We start from the raw sequence: 21,525 nt of genomic DNA, 5'->3' as shown, positions 1-21,525 counted from the left end.
ATCTTCTGATCATAAGAGCGTCCTTTCGCATTCGCGGGGGACGGTCTTTTTATATGTATGAATAAAGAGGGATGAACAAACCACAATATAGAGAGTCGCCGCAAACAATGACAAAGGTGGTCAGTTCATGAAGGAAAGAAAATGGGATCTGCTTGCACTGGCATCCATTCCGCTAATTATGACCCTCGGTAACTCCATGCTGCTCCCTATTTTGCCGCAGATTTCTAAAGAACTAGGCATTAGCTCTTTTCAGGTGAGTATGCTGATTACTGTTTATGGATTGATGGCTATCGTTATGATTCCTATTGCAGGGTACCTATCTGACGCTTATGGGCGGAAAAAGGTGATTCTTCCGAGTTTAATCATTGCTGCAATTGGCGGTGTCGTCTGCGTGGTAGCCGCTTGGTTTATGAAGGGGGTTAGCGCTTATTGGGTGATCATAGCGGGACGTCTGTTGCAAGGAGTCGGTGCAGCGGGTGCCTTTCCAATTGTGATCCCCTTTGTAGGAGATTTGTTCAAGGAAGAAGAGGATGTGAGCAAAAGTCTCGGCATCATTGAGACCTCTAATACTTTTGGCAAAGTTCTCAGTCCAATTCTTGGCGCTTATCTTGGGATCTGGCTTTGGTTTGCTCCATTTATTGCAATTCCTGTTCTATGTTTAATTTCATTTTTTTTAGTTTTGTTCCTAGTTCGAAAGCCCGAGGCGAAGGATGAACCTGAGAAACAGGAGATTCGGGAGTTTTTATCTGGAATTGTGAGTGTTTTACGTAAAAAGGGACGTTGGCTGTATGCTATTTTTGCCATAGGCGGCATCTGTATGTTTGTGACCTTTGGCGTACAATTCTATTTGTCTGAAATGCTGGAAACTAAATATAAAATGCATGGGGCGATGAAAGGTTTTGTGTTGGCGATACCGCTTGCCCTCTTATGTCTGGCGTCATATGGAACAGGGAAGATCATCGGCCAGAACAAAACGTTAATGAAGTGGCTGGGCTTTGGAGGCATGCTATTACTGACGGTTGCAATGATTTTTGCGGGCTTCAATAAAGGTATTTATTTCTTAGTAGGATTTATGGGCTTAGGCTGCGTTGGAATCGGAATCGTGCTTCCTTGTATGGATGCTTTAATCACGGAGGGGATTGAGAAGGAGAATAGGGGTACGATAACCGCTCTCTATAGCAGTATGAGGTTTATAGGAGTAGCTGCAGGACCGCCAGTGGTATCGCTGCTGTTAAGCAGTGGTCATTGGGTATTATTCGCTTTGATGGCTACAGTCGGCGCGATTGGTGGTTTGCTGACCTTATTTGCAGTAACGCCAAGCAAGGGGAGCAATGGAGAATCTGGCGTGAAAGAAACGGGGCAGGCAAATCCGCACCTCTTGTCAAAGCGTGTTCGTCAGACCTCTGCAATGCCCTTAGATGGAAAAAAGAGCTATCCTTAAACTGCGTTACCATAGCTTCCGGGATAGCCCTTTGATAAAAAGAATGAAAGACAATCTTATGCTTGTGGTACGGATTCCCAATCCTTCAGGAAGCGTTCGATACCGTTATCTGTCAGCGGATGCTTCCAGAGGGTGGGCAGGAGCGAACCTGGGATGGTAGCAATGTGAGCACCAGCAAGAGCGGCTTGCTCAACATGCGCAATGTTACGGATGGATGCTGCAATAATTTCGGAAGTCATACCGTAGTTGGTTAGGATGGTCTTCAGATCCTTGATCAGCTTCATTCCGTCAACACCGATATCATCCAGACGTCCTACGAAAGGAGAAATATAAGTTGCGCCTGCTTTTGCAGCCATCAAGCCTTGAGCCGCTGAGAAGACAAGCGTTACGTTAGTTTTGATACCTTTTTTAGTAAGCTCATAACAAGCTTCCAAGCCATCTTCAGTCATAGGGAGTTTAATGACAACGTTTGGAGCCCACTCAGCAATTTCGTATGCTTCTTTGAGCATTTCTTCTGCTGTAAGTCCGATTACTTCTGCGCTTACTGGACCAGGAACGATTGCTACGATTTCTTTGATAACATCTTTAAACAATCTTCCTTCTTTAGCGATGAGCGACGGGTTAGTCGTTACGCCATCCACTAATCCGAGGCGAGTAATACGTTTGATCTCTTCAATATTTCCGGTGTCCAAGAAAAACTTCATTTTAAGTTTCCTCCCTTGATTTCCATATGGATTGACAAACAATATTCATATTTTCATTATGAGACATGTCAAACGAAGTTTCAACTGTTATTTTGAATATTTCAAAATAACTTTATAGATTGAATATCGCTTATACTTGTTAAAGTGCAGATAATATAGGATTGGTCTATGCAGTTATCCATGATAATATATAATCGGTATTGTTATTATGGAGTATTGGGTGGGACGTGATGAGATGTACTCGATATTAGTTATTTTACTTGTGCTCGTGTTGTCAGTTGCCGGATTCTTGGCCTACCAGAACAGCAAATTGGTATCTAATCAGAAAAAGTCAGGAACTTTATCACGCAATCCTGCACTAATGTATTCTATCTTTGACCAATCTTGCACTTCTAGTGTAGAAGATCCAGACGTAATTCCTTTAGTTCAATACACAGTTTTTGTGGAGTCCAGCGGGCAGGCAGTTGTGAATAAGCCTTTAGCAATCATTAATCTATGTAGAGTTAGTGCGGGTAGAGGAGATCTAGTTCTTGCTGATGTCGAACGTCGTGTACTGGAGCACATTAAATTGGCAGCTCCCTCAGATGCATTCATTGAGCATAAAGCTTACTTACATAGGGCTGCTAACCACGCTGAAAAAGAGATGATCCTAAATTTAGAGGATGTAGTGAAATTACAATATACATAAGGCAGAATGAAGAATGTTGATTTTTTCGGCTGCAAGAAGGATAATACGAAGTTGGATACAAGAAAAGGGGAATTAGAGTGTTACCCGTAACGGAAGTGGATTTTGAAGTGGTTGATCCAGAGAACGCTGATTTAAGAGAGCTTATTACGTTTCTGGATGAGGAACTGAAGATGCGTTATCCGCATGAAACGATCTATGTTGTTGATTTCAAGGATCCCAAAGTAAAAGAAATGACTTTCGTGGTAGCCTACTTAAACGGAAAACCAGTGGGCTGTGGTGGGCTTCGTCCACTGGAGTATATCGGAATAGAGATTGCAACGATGGAGTTGAATCGCTTTTATGTAGATTCTAGTTATCGTAAAATGGGCATAGCTACAAATATGCTGTTATTCCTTGAAGAACAAGCATTAGCGGCGGGGTTTAAGGAGATCCGATTGGAGACCGGAATTAAGCAGCCAGAAGCGATTGCGCTTTACGTCAAGCATGGCTACCAACCGATTGATTTGTTTGGACCCTATATAGGTGATCCGGATAGTCTCTGTTACGGCAAAATCTTGGATGCCGATGCTCTACCGGAGTCCTCCTGAATAATAGGTGATTTCAAGTTTACTATACATTTTTATAATGGATAACATGGGGGTATTAAAATGAGTATCAACGTTAAACAACTAGCAGCAGAAAAAGCAGTGGAGTATGTAGAAGACGGAATGAAAGTAGGTCTGGGTACGGGATCAACTGCCTACTGGGCAATCCGCAAGCTTGGTGAACGCGTCAGTGAAGGCTTGAAAATTACTACAGTAGCTACTTCACGCGCTTCCGAAGAGCAAGCACGAGAGCTGGGGATTCCACTGGTAGCTTTTAGTGATATTGATAGTCTGGACCTAACCATTGACGGAGCGGACGAGCTAGACAGCAGTCTGCAACTAATTAAAGGCGGCGGCGGCGCTTTGCTTCGTGAGAAGATTGTAGCTAGTAATAGTACACGAATGATTGTGATTGCCGATGAAGGTAAAGTTGTAAACACGCTAGGCAAATTTCCGTTGCCGGTGGAAATCGTTCCTTTCGCGTGGGAATGGACTGTGGCAGAGCTTGCCAAACTGGGTTGCCAACCTGAATTGCGTCGCAACGGAGAAGAGTTGTACAAGACGGATAATGGCAATTACATTGCGGACTGCCGATTTGAAGCGATAGATGCTGCACCAAAGCTTGCGCTGACCATCCAAAACATTCCGGGTGTTGTAGATCATGGCCTATTTATTGGAATTGCAGCGATGGCGATCGTAGGTAAACTTGATGGAAGTATCGAAATTATTGAAGCTCAACCTAAGAATTGATCAACCGCAGACATAAAGAAACTTACCGTTCATGGCCGCTAAAAGGATTGACACGGGTAGTGCTAACTCTGTATAGTGCTACTGTTATCTACTGGATGTTTATCGGATTTGGACGTGAAGTACATACCGGAGGTCCTTTTCAGTATAATCTGGTTCCATTTCGCACGGTGTCACTTTATTTCAACTTAGATAACGGTTTATCACTTATCAATCGGCTAGTAAATCTGCTAGGAAATGTTGTAGTTTTTATTCCATTTGGTTTTCTTTCGCCATTAGTAAAGAAACGTCCGGTTTCTTGGCTTAGGATCTCGCTATATGCTGTCCCTTGCATACTGCTTTTGGAGTGTTTGCAAATGCTACTGCATGTGGGAAGTTTCGATATTGATGATTTACTATTAAACATACTGGGTGTGTGGACAGGCTACGGATTGTTTCGAGTGATTAGCTTTAAAAGGAACAAAGAAGGAGAAATGTGAAGAATGTTGATTGATCTTAAACCCCTCAATGGTACACCTGAGGTGAATGAGCTGTTGACCTATGCGGTCATAGATGATCCGAATGCTCTACAGCAGACTTCGTCTGAGTATAGCGAACAAGCCGGGCTAAAGTTATATGGCTGGGAAGAGGAAGAATTACTGCTCGGTCTTGTAGGCTTTGAAGAAACAGAAGATGGTTCTTTGGATATTCGGCATATTGCTGTATTGCCAGAGAACAGAGGAAAGGGCTATGCACGGGGAATGATTCTGGAGCTGCTTACTACGCGTCAGCCGCGTTATCTGGTAGCTGAAACCGAGGATGAGATCGCTGCAGATTTCTATCGTAGTCTTGGGTTCATGGTGTACAGCCTCGGCGAAAATGCAGCAGGCATTGAAACGCTGAGATGTGTTTATGAAGTAGAAGAGATCCAGGATGAGGAATAAACAGTTTTTAGAAGACATACAATGGCAGGTCGAGATGAAATCTCGGCCTGTTTTTTTGTTGGGTATACCTTAAATTGTTCCTTAGAATTGTAAAGTTGACTTTTGAAATAAATGGGATTATAGTTTGACAATGAAACTGTTCTACAGTTGAACTATATTTGGAGGTAGGAAGCTTTGGAAGATGAAGTTCAGCATTGGATTAACCGTTATATGGATGCTTATATGATGGTGACCCGACAAGTAGCCGCAAGAATTAAAGATAGCATTGCTGCAGATACAACGAATGATCAGTATCAAATTCTGCGTCTGATTAATGCTCAGGAACAATGTACGTCTACATATCTAGCAGAAACTTTTTGCGTGGGTAAAAGCTCCATTACAGCGATAATCAACAGACTGGTGCAAGCGGGCATTATCGAGCGAACCCGTGACGAGAATGATCGTCGTCAGGTGTATTTATCGATGTCAGAGCATGGAAAAAGCGTATTTGAAGCAGCTGAGTCGCAAGTACATGAAGTAGTGGCACCGTATTTGTTTCATTTTGAAAAGAAGGATATTGAGACGTTCATCATGATGTTTGAGAAACTGGCGAGTCTAATTCAGAATGATAATGGAGGGAAGAGCCAATGAAGACGATTCTAAAAGCAAGATGGGCGGTCATCGCAATCTGGCTCGCTGTAGCGGTCGTGCTAGTGATGACGGCCCCATCGTTCTCTGATCTTGTCCGTGAAAAGGGGCAGGTTACCGTTCCAGAGGGATACCCTTCATCAAGAGCAGCAGAAATCATGAAGGAAGCAGCAAGTGACAAAGGAGGCGTATTACTCCATCAAGTAGCCCTTGTGTTCAATAACCCGAAGGGAATCGGAGCAGAAGAAACAGCAAGTATTCAACAAGGCGTTGAGAAGCTGGCTGCGAATAAGGAAGCTCTGCAGTTAGATTCCATCACCGATCCTTTTTCACAAAGTGAGCTTAAAGATACACTGATTGCCAAAGATGGCAAGACCATTATGGTGGCGTTGTCCGTAAAAGGTGAAGGAGAGGCTGTTACTGCGCTGCCAGATAAAGTGGATAAGATGCTCTCGGGTGTTAAAGCAGATCATTATTTGACCAGTGAAGGTCTGATTACAGAGGATATGATCGCAAGCTCAGAAGCAGGGCTAAAGAAGTCGGAGTATATTACAGTTGTCTTTATCCTACTTATTCTATTCGTCGTGTTTCGTTCGTTCGTAGCGCCTTTTGTACCGCTACTGACAGTGGGTATCAGCTATATTATATCCCAATCTGTCGTGGCTTTTTTGGTGGATCGTTATGATTTTCCTTTATCTACCTTTACTCAAATCTTTATGGTTGCAGTCATGTTCGGGATTGGGACGGATTATTGTATTTTGCTGATCAGTCGTTTTAAAGAAGAAATGATGACCGCAGAAGATACCAAAAGTGCTATTATTGCCACGTATCGTAAAGCTGGAGGAACGGTTTTCTATTCAGGCTTAGCGGTGTTCGTAGGTTTTGTAGCGATTGGGTTATCGAAATTCATCCTTTATCGTTCAGCAGTAGCTGTTGCAGTTGGAATTGCGGTTATGTTACTGGCACTCGTGACGATTGTTCCTTTCTTTATGGCTGTTCTTGGTAAAAAACTATTCTGGCCTTCCCGTGGCAAGCTGGAGCACAGTGAGAGCCGTATTTGGGGATGGGCAGGTTCTTTTTCTTTAAAAAGACCATGGGCCGCTCTTCTAATTGTTGCAGTAATCGTGGCCCCTTTCCTAGTGACCTATAGCGGTAAGCTGTCCTTTAACAGCTTGGAGGAAATTGGTTCGGAATATGCTTCGGTAAAAGGGTTTAATATTATTTCGGAGAGCTTCGGACCAGGTGAATCGATGCCTGGCAAGATCGTAATCAAGAATGATGATCGCATGGACAATTCAGAATATCTGGGACTTGCGGAGAAAATCAGCCGCGAGCTGGAAAAAGTGGATAGCGTAAAATCTGTTCGGAGTATGTCACGTCCAACAGGTGAGCTGATTAGTGATTTCTTGATTCCGAATCAGGTGGGTACACTTTCTGATGGACTGGATCAGAGTAACGAAGGATTGACCAAGATTCAGACCGGCTTGTCTGAAGCAAGTAAACAGCTTAGCGATAATGCTCCTAAACTTACAGAGGCTGTTGCTGGGAGTGCTAAGTTGACAGAGGGCACAGCGGATCTCAAAGACGGAATCGTTGCTTTAGGCGCTGGTCTCACTCAAATTGAGAGCGGGATAAAGAGTGGCTCAGCGGGTGCAGGAGAGATCAAAGCTGGTCTTCAGCAGGCAGCAACAAGTGCTAAACAGTTAGCAGATGCAAATGCGAAGTTACTTGAGGGCTATAAAAAAATCGGTGGTGGCTTAACCCAGCTGGATGAAGGACTCGGGCAGCTTCCGAAGCAGCTACAAGGTGTTGCAGACGCTTTAAAAGGACTGGACGGTTCCTTCGCCGGCCTTGAGAGCAGTTATCCGGAAATTGTTCAGGATGTAAATTATTTGACGATCAAAGGTACAGTAGCACAAAGTGGTACGGGTGCAGCGCAACTAGCAGCCGGTCTTGGCCAGGTTTCAGAACAGCTTAAAGGTGCAGCTACTGGCTTAAATGAGGCGAATGCCGGTTATGCCAAAGCTGCGGCCGGGCAAACTGCGCTCGCGCAAGGTTTAGCTAAGCTTGTAGCTGGAATCGGTCAACTGCAATCTGGACTCGATCAGGCGGCAGCAGGTCAAGGACAGATCGTAGGTAAGATTCCATCTATCACAAGTGGTCTTGATCAATTGCAAGGCGGACAGAAGCAGCTTGCAGATGGTTTTGGTGAATTGACAGGCCAGATTGGAGCCTTAACCACTGGACTAAGCGATAGTGCTGATGGATTGAAGCAAATTACAAGCGGTCTGGGCTCGGCACAAGAATACTTGAATCAGATTCAAGCGGCTAAGGATGAAGAGCTGAGCGGATTCTTCGTACCAGCTGAGGCACTTAAAGCTGAAGGTATAAAGCAGGTATTTGATACGTACTTGTCTGATGACCGTAAGGTGATGACATTGGACGTGGTATTCACCGAGAATCCTTACAGCTCAGAGGCTATAGATAGTGTGGGTGATATTCAAGCAGCAGTAGATCGTGCAGTTAAAGGTACGAAGCTTGAAAATGCTGAAACAGCTATTAGCGGGGTTACAAGTAGTCAAAGTGATTTGCGGAACATTTCCAATGAAGACTATACGCGTACAGTAATCTTGATGCTGAGCGGTATTTTCATCATTTTAGTGTTGCTGCTCCGTTCAATCGTAATGCCGATTTACCTTATTATTTCACTTTTGATCACTTACTTTTCAGCGTTGGGTGTTACAGAGGCTATTTTCGTTAATATTCTGCACTATGAAGGGATTACCTGGACGACGCCATTCTTTAGTTTTGTTATGCTGATTGCACTAGGTGTGGATTATAGCATTTTCTTAATGGCCCGGTTTAACGAAAATAAAACATGGGACGTAAAAGAAGCGATTCTACACGCTATGCGTAATATGGGTACAGTTATCCTTTCAGCTGTAGTTATTCTGGGTGGTACCTTCGCTTCTATGTATCCTTCTGGGGTATTGTCGATGATGCAGATTGCTACAGTGGTGCTCGTAGGATTGGCCTTGTACGCTTTAATCTTCCTGCCGTTCTTTGTCCCTGTAATGGTACGGATCTTCGGCCGAGGAAATTGGTGGCCATTTTCGGTTAAACAGAGCGGAGAAGCTAACAAACAGGATTTAAATATGTAATCTTTTGTGAGACGAGATCAAAATACCTTTCAAGTTTATGCAGCCAGTTGCCGGAAATCTATCGGTGACTGTTTTTTTCTGCGTACATCGCGCCTCAATTACAACTAGTAAGTGAGATGATGAAGCGACGATAGAAGAAATAACAGCTTCTTTAACTGTCCTAGCTAACATGGCTGAAGAACTACAAACGAACATTTCTAAGTTCAAAGTGAAACGCTTCATGTTATCAACATGAATAAGATCACTGTAGGGGATTTGGCTATTCTGGCGGCGCTGGCTAGTCGAATAGTCGGATAAATGCAACAGTCAAGGGAGTTCAGGATCTAGGTAAGAAGCCAGATTCTGAACTCCCTTTGTTATCCTGGGGAAGGTAGATTAAAACGTCTTCCAGACAATAGTCTCAAAAAAGTCACATCATATTCATGGGTCCATCATAAGCAGGTTGTATCTTTATAAACATCATCAAGAATAGATGGAGTGATCCCATGATAGAAATAAGAAATATCAGCAAAACGTATTATCCGGAAAAATCAAGCCCGATCCCCGCATTGAAAAATGTCGATTTAGTGTTACATAACGGGGAGTTCGTTGCGATCGTCGGAGCTTCAGGCTCGGGAAAATCCACACTTCTTAACACGCTTGGAGGTTTGGATAAACCTGATTCGGGAGAGGTGTACATCAACAAAACCCCCATGTCAACGTTTGACGGTGACCAGTTTTCTGATTACCGGAAAGATTACGTCGGATTTGTGTTTCAACATTTTCATCTGATGCCTCACCTGACCGTGTTGGAAAATGTAGAGTTAGCTTTGGCAATGAGCTCGTATGAGAAGAATGAAGCACACCAAAAATGCGTACAAGCCATTCAGGAGGTCGGTCTGGAAAAGGTGATTCACCATAAGGCTGGCGAGTTGTCAGGAGGACAACAGCAAAGGGTTGCCATTGCAAGAGCATTGGTCAAGTCGCCAAAAATGATATTAGCCGATGAACCGACAGGCGCATTGGATTCTCAAACTTCACAAGAAATTATTGATTTGTTGAATAAAATTTCCGGACAAGGCCGTTTAGTCGTTGTCGTCACCCACGATGAATCGGTAGCTAACCAAGCTTCGAGAATCATTCGAGTCAAAGATGGAGAGATCATCGAGGACCTGAAACAAAGCAGCAGTGACTTCGTTCAAACAGCGGAAACTGCCGAACCACCCCGGAAACGTTCGTTTCAACTGAAATCCGCATTCAGGCTATCTTATCACCGGATCAAGGAAAAGAAGTGGCGATATTTCCTAGTGTCCATCGGTATCTCCATGGGAATATGCGGATTTTTCCTGGCTCTGGCGTTCGGGAACGGGATCGACAATTATATGCAGTATTCATCCGATAAAGTGATAGACAGTAAAAAGCTGGAGTTTACAAAAGAACAAGATTATATGCTCAGTTCCGATTATTATGAAATGAAGAAAAACAAGCATGTCAAATTGGTGCAGCCTGAATTCGATATTTCGGCAAGAATCGAGAAAAAGCCAGACATCATTAGCTTTGATGTCAAGCCTTTGCACAAGGAAAAAAACAGGAGCGAATACGCCGCACCAAACGTGATGTACGGTCAACTTCCGAAAGATGAGGAGCATGGAATTGCCTTGTCCGAAAGTACAGCACAAAAACTGCTGCAGGATGGAGAAAAGCTGGAAGACTTAATCGGCAAAGAGATCACAATCAAATTTCAATCCATGGACGAAATTACGAGCTATCCCTCCCGATGGGATACGCAAACCATGAAGATCTCAGCCATTACGGAACGATCGTTTATCGGTAAAGAATATTCATATATTCCCTATGATGTCCACACCGACGTTGTCAAGCGTTCCAGATTTATCGGAAAAGACTCGGAAATCACGAACAATAGCTATGGAGTGTACTTGGACGATAAAAGTTCGATCCAATCAGTCGTTGATCAGTTTAAACAAAGCTACACGATCACAACGCCTGAAAACGTTTTAAAAGAGTTAACTCAAACCTTCAAAAATATACAGCTTGCCATGACGGGGGTCTCCATCTTAATCCTGTTGATCTCTTCGATCATGGTAGGAATTATTCTATTTATCAGCGTGTTGGAGCGGAGAAAAGAAATCGGCTTGTTCAAAGCGATCGGCGGAAGGAAAAGAGAAGTTCGCTGGATTTTCTTTTCGGAAGCGATTCTGCTCGGGGGAATGGCTTCTATTAACGGGACCGTGCTCGGCGTCGTAGTGCAGCTTGTAGTGAACCAGACGCTGGAACCGAAAATTCATTTTCAGTTAATGAGTTTAAACGTATTTACGATACTTATATCGATAGGTTTTGGCATCTTGATCAATGTAGTAGCAGGCACGATCCCTGCGAACCAGGCCGCGAAGTTAAATCCGATTCAACTGCTTAAGCAGGAATAATACATCAGAGGACAGGGTGATAGCCATGATAAAAATAGCGCGTTTGCTGCTCTTCATTTCAATCTTAACCGTATTTACCGCATGCGGCAAAAATAATCCGGGAACGACGGAAAAGCCTGCAGCATCTCAGGCTCAGCAAGAAAGCGGGAAGGTAGAAGAATCCCAGAAACCGATCGAGAATCCGATGGAAAGCAACCCGATTGAAAACAGTAAAAAATTGAGAGAAATGATGCCGAAACTCGTGAAAGATCTCAAAAAGGTTTTGATAGACGATGCAAGCAAGCTATGGCCATCGTTCAATAATGCGGATAAGCAGATATTATTGCTGAATCCTTCGAACAAAATAGCCTATCTCATGAACAACCAGAAATCCGACATCGGATCTAAAGACGAAGTGATCGAGTATAACACGGATTCCATCAAAGATGTCGAATTGTTGGTCACGCCGTTTCAACTCACGACATTCAACGATCATCCTACGTATGTTGTTAACGTTGACATTTCTTCAAGCTTCGGCATGATGTCGGGTGATAAAGCCTATGAAAATCTGTTTAAGTTCATCGTACATGAGGGGATTCATCTACTGCTGCAAAGTGGGGACTCGGTAGAAGGTTTAGGTACAAGAGCAGAAACCTATCCGGAAGATATCAACAGCAGATACTACCGAAATGAAATGTACCAGTACCTGAAGGAAGCTAGTAAATCCAAGAACAGAGATGAGAAGATCGATCAAATTCAGAAAGCAGTATATTTCTATGAATTGTATTTAAATAGTAACAAAAAGAATAAGCAGCAAGACGGTTATGATAATATTGAAGGAATGGCCACTTATTTACAGGAAAAAGCCTATCTACTGCTTAACCATCCCAATACGTCGACAAAAGAGTTGAACGATCTGACTGCACAAAGTATTATTGATAATTTCATTCCCGCTGATCAGGAAAAAGAAGGGGGGCTCTTGGTTAAAGGTAGAGAGTTCTATGACATTGGATCCTTGGCGATCGTATCTGCCGTTGATTTGGGGCTGGATGATAAAGCTATATTCACAACTTCTCCTTTAGGAGTCTTGAAATCCAAATTCGGGAGCCAAAAAGCGGAAGGTCACGAGAATATAAAAACGGCAAACAATGATTATTACATTTCATACAATAATCAGTTAAAATCATACGTAGATGATATCGTATCTAAACAAAAGGATGACAAGTATGCCGCCGTTCGAATCCCTGTTACAATCAACAACGCTTCGGTCATGTACGAGGATATGATGGTTGAATACAAATTTAAAGGGAACCCGGCGGAAATACAAACTACGACAAGGGAAATAGTGCTCGGAGATACCCGGATTAAGCTCAACAAGATGAAATCCTTGTACATACAGAACACTATGGAAATACTGAAAGATCCGACGAAGATGGATCCCAACATGGTGATGGGTTACACGATTGTATATGTTCCTAAGAAAGATATCGAAATCAACAAGGACAAGCTGCTTACGATTCAGAGGGACGATCTTCTCATCTTTGACGCCAAGTATGAGGAGAAAGATGGAGAGTATCAAATATTAATGAAATAACGAATCCATGCATTGGAGCAGGCATCTTCATTCGTACGGTATGTCACTATACCATGAAGATGCCTGCTTTATTGAACGAGGAGACATTCCATGAAGCGAACGATTTTAATTATAGAAGATGAAGAGAAAATTGCGAATATTGTCGCTGACTATTTTATGATGAACGAATACAGAACCCTTATCGCGTCGGATGGGAAGGCCGGGCTGCAAGTATTTGAGGAGGAAGCCGTCGATTTGATTATTCTCGACATTATGCTTCCGGAAATGGACGGATTCTCCGTATGCAGAAGAATCAGAAAAAAATCGGATGTGCCCATCATCATGCTGACAGCACGTTCGGAAGTAGAGGATCAGTTAATGGGCTATGAATTTAAAGCGGACGATTATGTGACCAAGCCGTTCAACCCTGAGATTCTTGTGGCAAAATCCAATGTTCTTCTCGAAAGAATCCATTCCGCCCAAAAAGAAGAAGATGGAAACAAAGAAACCTTAACGTTAAAAGGAGTAACCATCAACAAACTTACCCGGGAAGTCTGGATCGAGAGCACGACCATTGAATTGGAGCCGAAGCAGTTTGATCTTTTGCTGTATTTGATGGAGAACAAGCATATCGTCTTGTTTAGAGATCAAATCCTGAATGAAGTATGGGGATATGATTATTTCGGCAACGAAAGAGTGGTTGACGCGCAAGTCAAAAAGCTTAGAAAAAACCTGCAGCATAAAGCCTATCTGATCAAAACCGTATTTGGTCTAGGGTATAAATTCGAGGTGGAGTAATGCGGAAGAGAGGGATCGCCTATAAGCTTTTTTTGTTGCATGTCGTCTTATTTTCCGCCATATTTATCATCCAAATCGTCTTTCAATCGATGTATTTCGAACCCTACTATGTACATACGAAAAAGCAAAATATGAAAGAGATTGCGCATACAATCGAATCGAAAATTCAAAATCATGAGCCGACTGACGTGATCAATAAGTATATTACCCAAATGTCGGAGAATAACAACGCTATCATTTCGGTAATCGATTCCGGCTTTCAGCCTCGCTACGGATCGTCATTAAAAAATGATTACTCGCAATTTGTGGTTAGGACGAAAGACAATAGGGAGTATAAAATCATTGATGACTTTTTTACAATCCCATATAAAGATATAAACGAAGAAGAAACCATCTCCATTGACGGTCTTCTATTGGATGAAAAGGAATCTTTGGTACTTCCGAATAAAATCCGCCTCGGCACTCGCAACCTGGAACCAGCCAAGATATCCTCGATATTTTTCGAAGGAACCGTTGAAAGTAATCAAGGCATGATGAATGAGCAGCCTAAGCCTATTGTAATTGAAGGAAAAATGGTCGCCAAACCACCGGGAAATAAATTCTTCACAGCGCAAAAGAATGTCCTCATCAAAGAAATGATCGGTATGACCACCAGAAATGAAGGGCAACCGATACCCGATCAAATACATACGGTTCGGGACACGCAGACGGACATTAATAATTTGGTGTTAGCCGAAAATATGGAAGGAACAGATCTAGTATTGCTGGCTGTCACTTCTCTCCAATCCGTGGATGAGGTTATCGGCAATTTGAACCAGTATTATATCATATTATTTGTTTTCACCTTGATGATCGTTATTTTGATAGCTATTATTTTTTCCAAGACATTATCCAAGCCTCTGGTGAAGATGAGCGCCATCGCGAATCAGATTGCCAATCAAGATTTCAGCGAAAAATATATCGTCAAGTCCAAGGACGAGTTAGGTCAAATGGGCGAAGCTTTAAACAAAATATCTATAAACTTGGAACAAAAAATTAACGAATTAGTCCATGCTAATGAAAAACTGGCACAAGATTATGAAATGCAGATGAAATTAAAGGCCAAAGAAAAAGAGTTTGTCGCCAACGTATCTCATGAGTTAAAGACACCTTTAACCGTGATAAATGGTTATGTCAAAGGCATCAAGAACGGGGTATATGAGGAAAATGCCTTGAAATATTATGATGTTATCTTGGGTGAAGTTGACCGCATGACAGAAATGATTCAAGAAATGCTTGATATTTCAAGACTGGATTCGCCTACCTATCAGCTGACGGAGAGCGCTTTTGACTTATGGCACGTCTTTTTGAAGGTTTACGACAAATTCAAAGCGATGGCTGATGAAAAAGGATTAAAGGTTCTTTTTGAAATCGATGAGGAAGCTTATGTAAGTGGGGATATCAAAAGAATCGAGCAGGTCATCACCAACTTATTTGTGAACGCCGTAAAATATACGCCAAAGCATAGCCATATTAACATCAACATCAACATCGTATATCATGAAAGTATAAGTAAATATACGTTTAGTATTGAAAATGAAAATACCAGCATCTCTGAGGAAGAAATCGACCGAATCTGGGATCCGTTCTACAGAATCGAAAAATCAAGAAGTAAAGAATTTGGCGGGACAGGTCTGGGGCTCGCGATCGTAAGACAGATATTGGATCTTCATCATAGCAGCTATGGCGGTAAAAACACAGAAAATGGTGTCTTATTTTACTTTGATTTGTATGCAGTCGACATGGAATTTTAGGCTATAGTGTAAACATATTGAAAGGAGACGAATAAACTTTATAATTACCAGACAGGTCTTAACCCTTGATGATCTTTTACCTTCATTTGCTCCATGTACTATCCGTTCATTGTTTCTGACATTGATGTCCTGAAACCCGTCGCAAATAAAGCGAATTTTCTTTCTCCGCCAACCGGGAACAAACTTTTTAGGGGAGCTCATACAGCTTACTTATGTAAGAGACAACAAGCATAAACGGAGGTTTAGAAAATGAAAAAGCAGTACGTAAAGAAAATTCCTTTTTTAGCGCTGGCAGGTTTCATTTGTGCAGTAAGCATCGGTAAACTTCAAGTTTCATTAGCAAAATAGGCAACCAAAGCCCCAAAAGGGGGTAACGCAACAATCCCAAAAAACGTTGCCAAAAATAGAAATTGGGCGGCTGGAGATAGATTACTAAACATGGTTCGAGAAACAACTGCTAAACATGCATTAAAGCTATCCAGTCAGGTATGTAAAATTCAAGAGGCTCGGCTAGGTGGGAGAGCAGGAATGATCGGTGCAAATTAAAATTCATCTGACCATCCAAGCGTCAGCATGGTAAATCCTTTCATAAAACGACCTGTCGTATGGTCGAATACACGAGTGCGAGAAGATGAAATGAGCGATTCAAAGTGCTCAACGATTTTCAAAGCAAAGCTATGGAGGAACTTTCTCCAAGCAAATGTCGCTTGATTTAGAAAACGATAGATAACATCTTTCCTAGGTAGAGACTCACCGCGCTCGCTCTCCAAGAGACGAAACCAATTTCGACCTTCAAACACGAGAGAGAACAAGATTTGAAACACAGCCAAACTAGAGAGACCGAACGACTTGGTAATTCCAGCATTCCTTAATAGTTGGCCGATTTGTAAGGTTGAAAACAAGATAGAAAAGCGGTTTTTTGCCTGTTCAGACAAGGGTTTTTGGTGTAACATAGGGTTTACATCTTTGTTTGTATGGTTGCTCGATACTTCCATGATACCAAACAAGTTGGGTGTTTTTTTTGTCAAGTGTAAATGTTTTTCTCCTTAGATTCCTACAGCAGCAAACGTTTAGACTGATTTATTAAGTGCGAAAGTTGAGTTAGTTATAAAAAAACGGAGATCATTTCTGATAATAAGAAATGATCTCCGTTTTTTGGGGTTGAGGAGTCGTTAAAGATTATTTCATCTTGGCGAAAAAGCTGCGTAACGCCCAACCGCGCTCCTGCCGTTTTTTATATTTAGGCAGTGAACGATAAACAGCGGTAGATTCTTCGAAAGCTCGTTTCGCATCCTCTGATCTGCCAAGCGCTTTATACATCGAGCCAGCCAGATAATACGCCTCAGAAGAAGAAGACTGGATTTCTTGATACTGAGTAACGTATTGTAATGCTTTATCATGATTCGTATGGCGGAAAGTTTCCGCTAACCAAAGATATGGCTGACCATATCGAGCCTTACGGTTGATCTCCAGACCACGAAGCATTTGTGCTTCGCCTTCATCCAAAGCGCCTAGCTTGAGATTCACATGTCCAAGTTCTACCCAATATTCGGCAGATTGTTCATAACGGTCCTCGATTTGGAGTAGAAGATCCTTCGCTTCCCTGTATTTTTTACGTTCTGCCAAACTCCGCGCTAAATCAAATTTGGATGAAACATCATTAGGATTTAAAGAAATGGTTGTACGTAGCTTGGAAATTTGACGCATTCTTTTGAAGGGCTTTGTAATGCTGGGGAAGATGCCCACATATCGCCGATCCAAGAAATACAAGATAAGAAGCAGGATAAGTATAGCCAGAAAAGGGTTGCCCACTAATCTGAAGAGCAGTAAAACACCTATAAATTTAAGCATAACTTCCCTCCATAATCATTTGGTTCCGGTAATGCGATTGAATAGAGTAGATCTAAGGCAGCGTAATTATAACATAATTCAAAGCAATCTGAATCCCGGGATTTAAAAATTATACAACTTTGAGCAGCTTAATAGCGTCTTAGTGTAAGATGAATAATAATTACAATAATATCATAAGAAGGGAAAAACAAGATGAACTTATTAGTAAGGAAGCTACGGCTGTTTAGTTTGGTTGTTTGTTCTACTTTTATGGCTGTTATGTCAGTCCCACAAGTGATAAGCGCGGATCCCTCATCCGCGAAGCTGAGTGGAATTAAGGAGATTGTTGCTACTTCTGGATTTTGGGGAGGGAGCTCCTTCGCACTGGGGACTGACGGAACCGTATGGTCTTGGGGGAGCAATGTTTTTGGACAATTTGCAAATGGAACTGCAGGTCCTGAAGGGTGAACGATTACTCCCCATAGCATAGCAGGGCTTGAGCGTACGAAGCAGTTAGAGATCGGTGGAATTTATTATGTTGCGCTGAACGAAGACGGGACGGTTAAAGCTTGGGGAGATTACCGGGACAAGAATGCTGTAGAAGCAGGCAATGGGGTAAGCACTAAACAACACAAGGTGCTGCCTCCTCAGGTTATCACTGGGATGACCGATGTAGTCAGTATAGCTTCAGGCATACACAATACCTTAGCTTTGAGAAAGGATGGAAGCGTACTCCAGTGGAATCCTCCAGAAATCACTGATGTAGGTTATACAGAGCTGCCTGCTGCCACCAAGGTGCAGGGTTTAAGTGAGGTGAGGTGGATCGGGAGCAGTACTTATCAGGCCGCGATTCGAACTAACGGTACCCTGTGGACTTGGAGCGCTAACCCGCAAATAGAGAATGCAAAAACGGTGAAGAAACCGACACCAGTTAAGGATTTGTACCATGTGAAGTCCGTTTCTATGAGCGATCGCAGTATTCTGACTTTAACCGAGAGTGGAAGCGTCTGGGGAACGATTGACGGCAATAATTATAATGAAATCACGATGAAGAAGATGCCAGGTCTTACGGATATTGTATCTGTTCAGACGAAAAATGGGTTCAATCTTGTTGCCAATAAAAAAGGAGAATACTGGGTATGGGAAGCTGGCACTTTATTGCAAGGTCTGCAAAAGATCACAGTCATAAAGCCGATCTCCAAACTTACGCTGGATTTAGGTGGCTTTGTAGCTGTTAAAAAAGATGGCACCGTCTGGACTTGGAGTACCCAATCATCAACCGACAGTAAATGGATCTTTACTAAGCCTAAACAAATCAAAGGCTTGAGCAATCCGGTTTCTTTTGCCACGGGGGAAAATAGTAAATATGCAGTTTTGAAGGATGGAACAGCAGTGGCTTGGGGGACGAATATGTTTGGTCAACTTGGGATCAGTGCGCTTGATTCACGTCCTTTTACTGTATCTCCTATCTTGAAGCCTGTTACTGTAATCGTGGATGGGAAGAAGATCGACTCCGCACAGTCTGCTATATTCTTGGATGGAAGTGTAAGAGTACCGATCAGGGAAGTGGCGGAAAATCTGGGCTATACCCTCTCATGGGACGGGGATATGACGCTCTCGAAAGAAGGAAAGAAAATCATTTTTAAAGAGGGAGCCATTAAAGTAAGTTATACATCACTTGTTCCAGCTGCAGATTTGGCTAAGGCAACAGGTGTTACTGCAGAGTGGAATAGTAAACTGTACCAATTAACGATACAAACAAAAAGATGACTTTCATTTAACACGTGTTTTAATATTCTGTTGTACAATAAGTGAATTATCTCAATTGAACCATAATAACCAGTCTGGAGTGATAGGTATGGCTTTTACAATATGTGTGTTCGCCGGTTCGAATCCAGGTCTTAACTCAGAATATACGGAAATGGCTAGAGAATTGGGTTATCATATAGCTGCACAAGGTTGTAGGCTGGTTTATGGAGGTTCAAGAAATGGCCTTATGGGACAGGTGGCTGACGGAGTGTTGGCAAATGGTGGTGAAGTCGTCGGTATCATGCCAGTGGATCTTTTTAATGATGAAATCAGGCATACTGGGCTAACGAATCTGATTGAGGTCTCTAGTATGCATGAACGTAAGGCCATTATGAGCGGTATGGCTGATGCGTTTATAGCCCTGCCAGGTGGTCTTGGAACCTTTGATGAGTTATTTGAAATCCTATGCTGGATGCAGATTGGGATTCATCAGAAGCCTATAGGGCTGCTGAATATAAGAGGTTATTTTAATCCATTGCTAGCCATGATTTCTCATAGTGTAGGTGAAGGGTTTGCTCCAAAAAATGCGTTAAAAATGTTAGATATGAACTCTGATCCCGAATATTTGCTTGAACTGATGAGAGGTCAAGTTGATCATAGTAATAAAGGTATTGGAAATGTTAGATATCCATCACAGCGCTAGATTTTAGGTTTCCACTGCTCTAAGGAGCAATTAAACGGTTTACACAATAAGGGCGCAAACACTTCACGGTGTTTACGTCCTTATTTTTTAGAAATAATCACTCATGAATAGGAGGAAGGTCTATGATTAGAGAATTAGGTTTTGCGGCTGACGACCGTTTGTTAATTATTAACGCAGATGATTTTGGAATAACTAAAGGAACTAATGAAGCTATTGTTAATTTATTTGAAGAAAAAGCTATAACATCCACATCTATTATGATCCCGTGTAAAGACTCAAATGAAGCAATGGAGATTAGTAATTGGAAAGGAATAAAAAATATTGGCATTCATCTAACTCTAACAAGTGGCGAGAAACATCCGTATAGACCCGTATTTCAAAAAAGAGTTTTAAATAGTTTAATTACAAAGGAAGGGTATTTTCATCAAGATGCCACTCTTCTGGAGAGAAACGCAGCTGATGATGAGGTTAGTTTAGAGATAGAATCGCAGATCCAAAGTGCAATTGTTCATGACATTGAGCCAACTCATCTGGATAGTCATGGAGGAAGTGTTATGGGGTTATTCACAGGGCGAGATTTTTTAGAAATAACATTTGATCTATGTGAAAAGTACCGTCTGCCCTTTAATTTACCTACTAGGATAGTAGAACAACCATTTTTTAATAATGATCAATTGAGAATGTTTCAAAAAAGAATTTCTTCAGCAAAAGAGAGGAACATTCTATTAATCGATGATATAGTTTCTCTTCCATATTGTTTTAACCCCACTGATGCGTACAGCAAAATGAAAAGGGAATTAACTGAAGTAATAAAGAATTTAAAGCCTGGAATAACCCAGTTAACTTTACATCCATCTAAAATAACTGAGCAGTTAATAGCGATAACGGAATGTTATACAGAAAGAGAATTGGAATATCTTCTTCTAAATGACATTGATATTAAGCAAGTGATTAATAATGAGCAGATTAAACTTATTTCGTGGAAAGACATTCGCGATTTACAAAGATCTATTTAGCGCATTGCAAAAAGGGATCATTTTAATTTGTTTAATCAGAATGTGATGAAACTGTTTAAACTTTGGAGCAGCTGGGTAAATACCTATAAGCGATGAAGCAGAAACGCAAATTTCAGGAACGTCACGGAAGGAGTTTGAAATCCAATGAATGTGATCGTACATCAACTTATGGCTTACAATCATCAGTTTTTTAGACCTCAGCCCGTGGTCAATCCTAAGCAAGAGAGATCTAATAAGAAGAAGCAGAGTTTTCAGGAAGTTCTCAATGAGAAAATGAAAGTGTATGGCACATACAAAAATATTAAGTAAAAGCTACTACATATGTCTGCTGAAAAAAGCCGGAATGCAATGATCCTAGGGGTCACTGTGTTCCGGCTTTTTTTAGGGCCTAACCTCAAAGAATTGGCAGCTCTTGCGAGAGTAGTAAGTCAGATCACTAACTCTCGACTGAATAACGACATCGAAATCAGTGAAGCGGACAACTGTTGCTCCTGAATTTACCAAATGATCGTCCTGAAATACTCGGACAGGTAATTTTCGGTCAATGGCTTCTTGAAAATCACTGTCTGTAAATAGCGGGCGGTTAATAGGCATAGATATTAAACTCCTTTGATCATGTAATGAAGTTAGAAATAAAAATAGTATACCTGCGGAAGCACAAGAAATTCAATCTCCTTAGAGCTAACGATTATTTTATGAGGACCCTATTTGGATAGGCTGATCTTGAGTTCGTAAGTATTTCCACCATAAATCGGAAGTTTGCCTCCTCAAAAAAAGAATATAAAC

At 41.9% G+C, this 21,525-nt stretch carries 20 protein-coding genes and 1 pseudogene; 17 read left to right on the top strand and 4 right to left on the bottom strand.

The genetic code is table 11. The features are described 5' to 3' along the window. Nucleotides 1–127: 127 nt before the first annotated feature. Complete coding sequence (gene bcbE / locus L1028_RS08945) at nucleotides 128–1,441, top strand: bacillibactin exporter BcbE (protein ID WP_234533116.1); 1,314 nt, start codon at nucleotides 128–130, stop codon at nucleotides 1,439–1,441. 56 nt (nucleotides 1,442–1,497) lie between these two features. On the opposite strand, the gene fsa is transcribed toward bcbE, so the two are convergent. Beyond that, nucleotides 1,498–2,145 (bottom strand): fructose-6-phosphate aldolase, encoded by a 648-nt coding sequence (gene fsa, locus L1028_RS08940; RefSeq protein WP_042126959.1) that lies wholly within the window; start codon nucleotides 2,143–2,145, stop codon nucleotides 1,498–1,500. 235 nt (nucleotides 2,146–2,380) lie between these two features. On the opposite strand from fsa, the gene L1028_RS08935 reads away from it, so the two are divergent. The 11 genes from L1028_RS08935 (at nucleotide 2,381) to L1028_RS08885 (ending at nucleotide 15,441) form a co-directional block, all read left to right on the top strand. Next, entirely contained in the window at nucleotides 2,381–2,833 is a 453-nt protein-coding gene (locus tag L1028_RS08935) for a hypothetical protein (RefSeq protein WP_234533113.1), read from the top strand. 77 nt (nucleotides 2,834–2,910) lie between these two features. Next, nucleotides 2,911–3,420, top strand: coding sequence for a GNAT family N-acetyltransferase (locus L1028_RS08930; RefSeq protein ID WP_234533112.1), 510 nt, complete (start codon nucleotides 2,911–2,913; stop codon nucleotides 3,418–3,420). Between the two features lie 66 nt (nucleotides 3,421–3,486). Further along, nucleotides 3,487–4,167: a ribose-5-phosphate isomerase RpiA gene (gene rpiA, locus L1028_RS08925; RefSeq protein ID WP_234533185.1), complete on the top strand. Its 681-nt coding sequence runs from the start codon at nucleotides 3,487–3,489 to the stop codon at nucleotides 4,165–4,167. Then, entirely contained in the window at nucleotides 4,164–4,643 is a 480-nt protein-coding gene (locus tag L1028_RS08920) for a VanZ family protein (RefSeq protein WP_234533111.1), read from the top strand. Before rpiA ends, L1028_RS08920 begins: the two co-directional genes overlap by 4 nt. A gap of 3 nt (nucleotides 4,644–4,646) precedes the next feature. Then, nucleotides 4,647–5,087, top strand: a complete 441-nt coding sequence (locus L1028_RS08915) for a GNAT family N-acetyltransferase (RefSeq protein ID WP_234533110.1) — start codon at nucleotides 4,647–4,649, stop codon at nucleotides 5,085–5,087. A 174-nt stretch (nucleotides 5,088–5,261) separates the two neighbouring features. Next, nucleotides 5,262–5,717, top strand: coding sequence for a MarR family winged helix-turn-helix transcriptional regulator (locus L1028_RS08910; protein WP_234533109.1), 456 nt, complete (start codon nucleotides 5,262–5,264; stop codon nucleotides 5,715–5,717). Then, entirely contained in the window at nucleotides 5,714–8,875 is a 3,162-nt protein-coding gene (locus tag L1028_RS08905; protein WP_234533108.1) for an MMPL family transporter, read from the top strand. Before L1028_RS08910 ends, L1028_RS08905 begins: the two co-directional genes overlap by 4 nt. 485 nt (nucleotides 8,876–9,360) lie before the next feature. Next, nucleotides 9,361–11,298 carry an ABC transporter ATP-binding protein/permease gene (locus L1028_RS08900; RefSeq protein ID WP_234533107.1) on the top strand — a complete coding sequence of 646 codons (1,938 nt, stop codon included), beginning with the start codon at nucleotides 9,361–9,363 and terminating at the stop codon, nucleotides 11,296–11,298. A 25-nt stretch (nucleotides 11,299–11,323) separates the two neighbouring features. Beyond that, on the top strand, nucleotides 11,324–12,871 hold the full coding sequence (locus L1028_RS08895; RefSeq protein WP_234533106.1) for a hypothetical protein: 1,548 nt from the start codon (nucleotides 11,324–11,326) through the stop codon (nucleotides 12,869–12,871). Nucleotides 12,872–12,961: 90 nt separating this feature from the next. Beyond that, nucleotides 12,962–13,648: a response regulator transcription factor gene (locus L1028_RS08890; protein ID WP_234533105.1), complete on the top strand. Its 687-nt coding sequence runs from the start codon at nucleotides 12,962–12,964 to the stop codon at nucleotides 13,646–13,648. Next, nucleotides 13,648–15,441, top strand: a complete 1,794-nt coding sequence (locus L1028_RS08885; protein WP_234533102.1) for a sensor histidine kinase — start codon at nucleotides 13,648–13,650, stop codon at nucleotides 15,439–15,441. The genes L1028_RS08890 and L1028_RS08885 overlap by 1 nt, the downstream gene beginning before the upstream one ends. A 545-nt stretch (nucleotides 15,442–15,986) precedes the next feature. Here the strand turns inward: L1028_RS08885 and L1028_RS08880 are convergent. Continuing rightward, nucleotides 15,987–16,394 (bottom strand): annotated as a pseudogene (locus L1028_RS08880) (IS4 family transposase); the annotation flags it as partial. A gap of 226 nt (nucleotides 16,395–16,620) precedes the next feature. Continuing rightward, on the bottom strand, nucleotides 16,621–17,292 hold the full coding sequence (locus L1028_RS08875; RefSeq protein ID WP_234533098.1) for a tetratricopeptide repeat protein: 672 nt from the start codon (nucleotides 17,290–17,292) through the stop codon (nucleotides 16,621–16,623). 249 nt (nucleotides 17,293–17,541) lie between these two features. Between L1028_RS08875 and L1028_RS08870 the strand changes: the two genes are divergently transcribed. From L1028_RS08870 to L1028_RS08850, 5 genes are all read left to right on the top strand, one after another. Continuing rightward, nucleotides 17,542–17,739 carry a hypothetical protein gene (locus L1028_RS08870; protein WP_234533097.1) on the top strand — a complete coding sequence of 66 codons (198 nt, stop codon included), beginning with the start codon at nucleotides 17,542–17,544 and terminating at the stop codon, nucleotides 17,737–17,739. 195 nt (nucleotides 17,740–17,934) lie between these two features. Beyond that, on the top strand, nucleotides 17,935–19,041 hold the full coding sequence (locus L1028_RS08865) for a stalk domain-containing protein (protein ID WP_234533095.1): 1,107 nt from the start codon (nucleotides 17,935–17,937) through the stop codon (nucleotides 19,039–19,041). A gap of 88 nt (nucleotides 19,042–19,129) precedes the next feature. Next, nucleotides 19,130–19,723, top strand: a complete 594-nt coding sequence (locus L1028_RS08860; RefSeq protein WP_234533093.1) for an LOG family protein — start codon at nucleotides 19,130–19,132, stop codon at nucleotides 19,721–19,723. Between the two features lie 122 nt (nucleotides 19,724–19,845). Beyond that, entirely contained in the window at nucleotides 19,846–20,739 is an 894-nt protein-coding gene (locus tag L1028_RS08855) for a polysaccharide deacetylase family protein (protein ID WP_234533091.1), read from the top strand. 144 nt (nucleotides 20,740–20,883) lie between these two features. Continuing rightward, the gene (locus L1028_RS08850; RefSeq protein ID WP_234533089.1) at nucleotides 20,884–21,048 is read left to right on the top strand and encodes a hypothetical protein; all 165 of its coding nucleotides are present in this window, start codon (nucleotides 20,884–20,886) and stop codon (nucleotides 21,046–21,048) included. A gap of 72 nt (nucleotides 21,049–21,120) precedes the next feature. Here L1028_RS08850 and L1028_RS08845 read toward each other — a convergent pair whose 3' ends face one another. After that, complete coding sequence (locus L1028_RS08845) at nucleotides 21,121–21,333, bottom strand: hypothetical protein (protein ID WP_060622323.1); 213 nt, start codon at nucleotides 21,331–21,333, stop codon at nucleotides 21,121–21,123. Between the last annotated feature and the right edge of the window lie 192 nt (nucleotides 21,334–21,525).

The sequence above is a fragment of the Paenibacillus pseudetheri genome (genome assembly GCF_924513355.1).
Taxonomy (GTDB): Bacteria; Bacillota; Bacilli; order Paenibacillales; family Paenibacillaceae; genus Paenibacillus_AQ; species Paenibacillus_AQ pseudetheri.
Note: the sequence above shows the minus strand (reverse complement) of the source record. Positions and strands in the feature narration are given on the sequence as shown.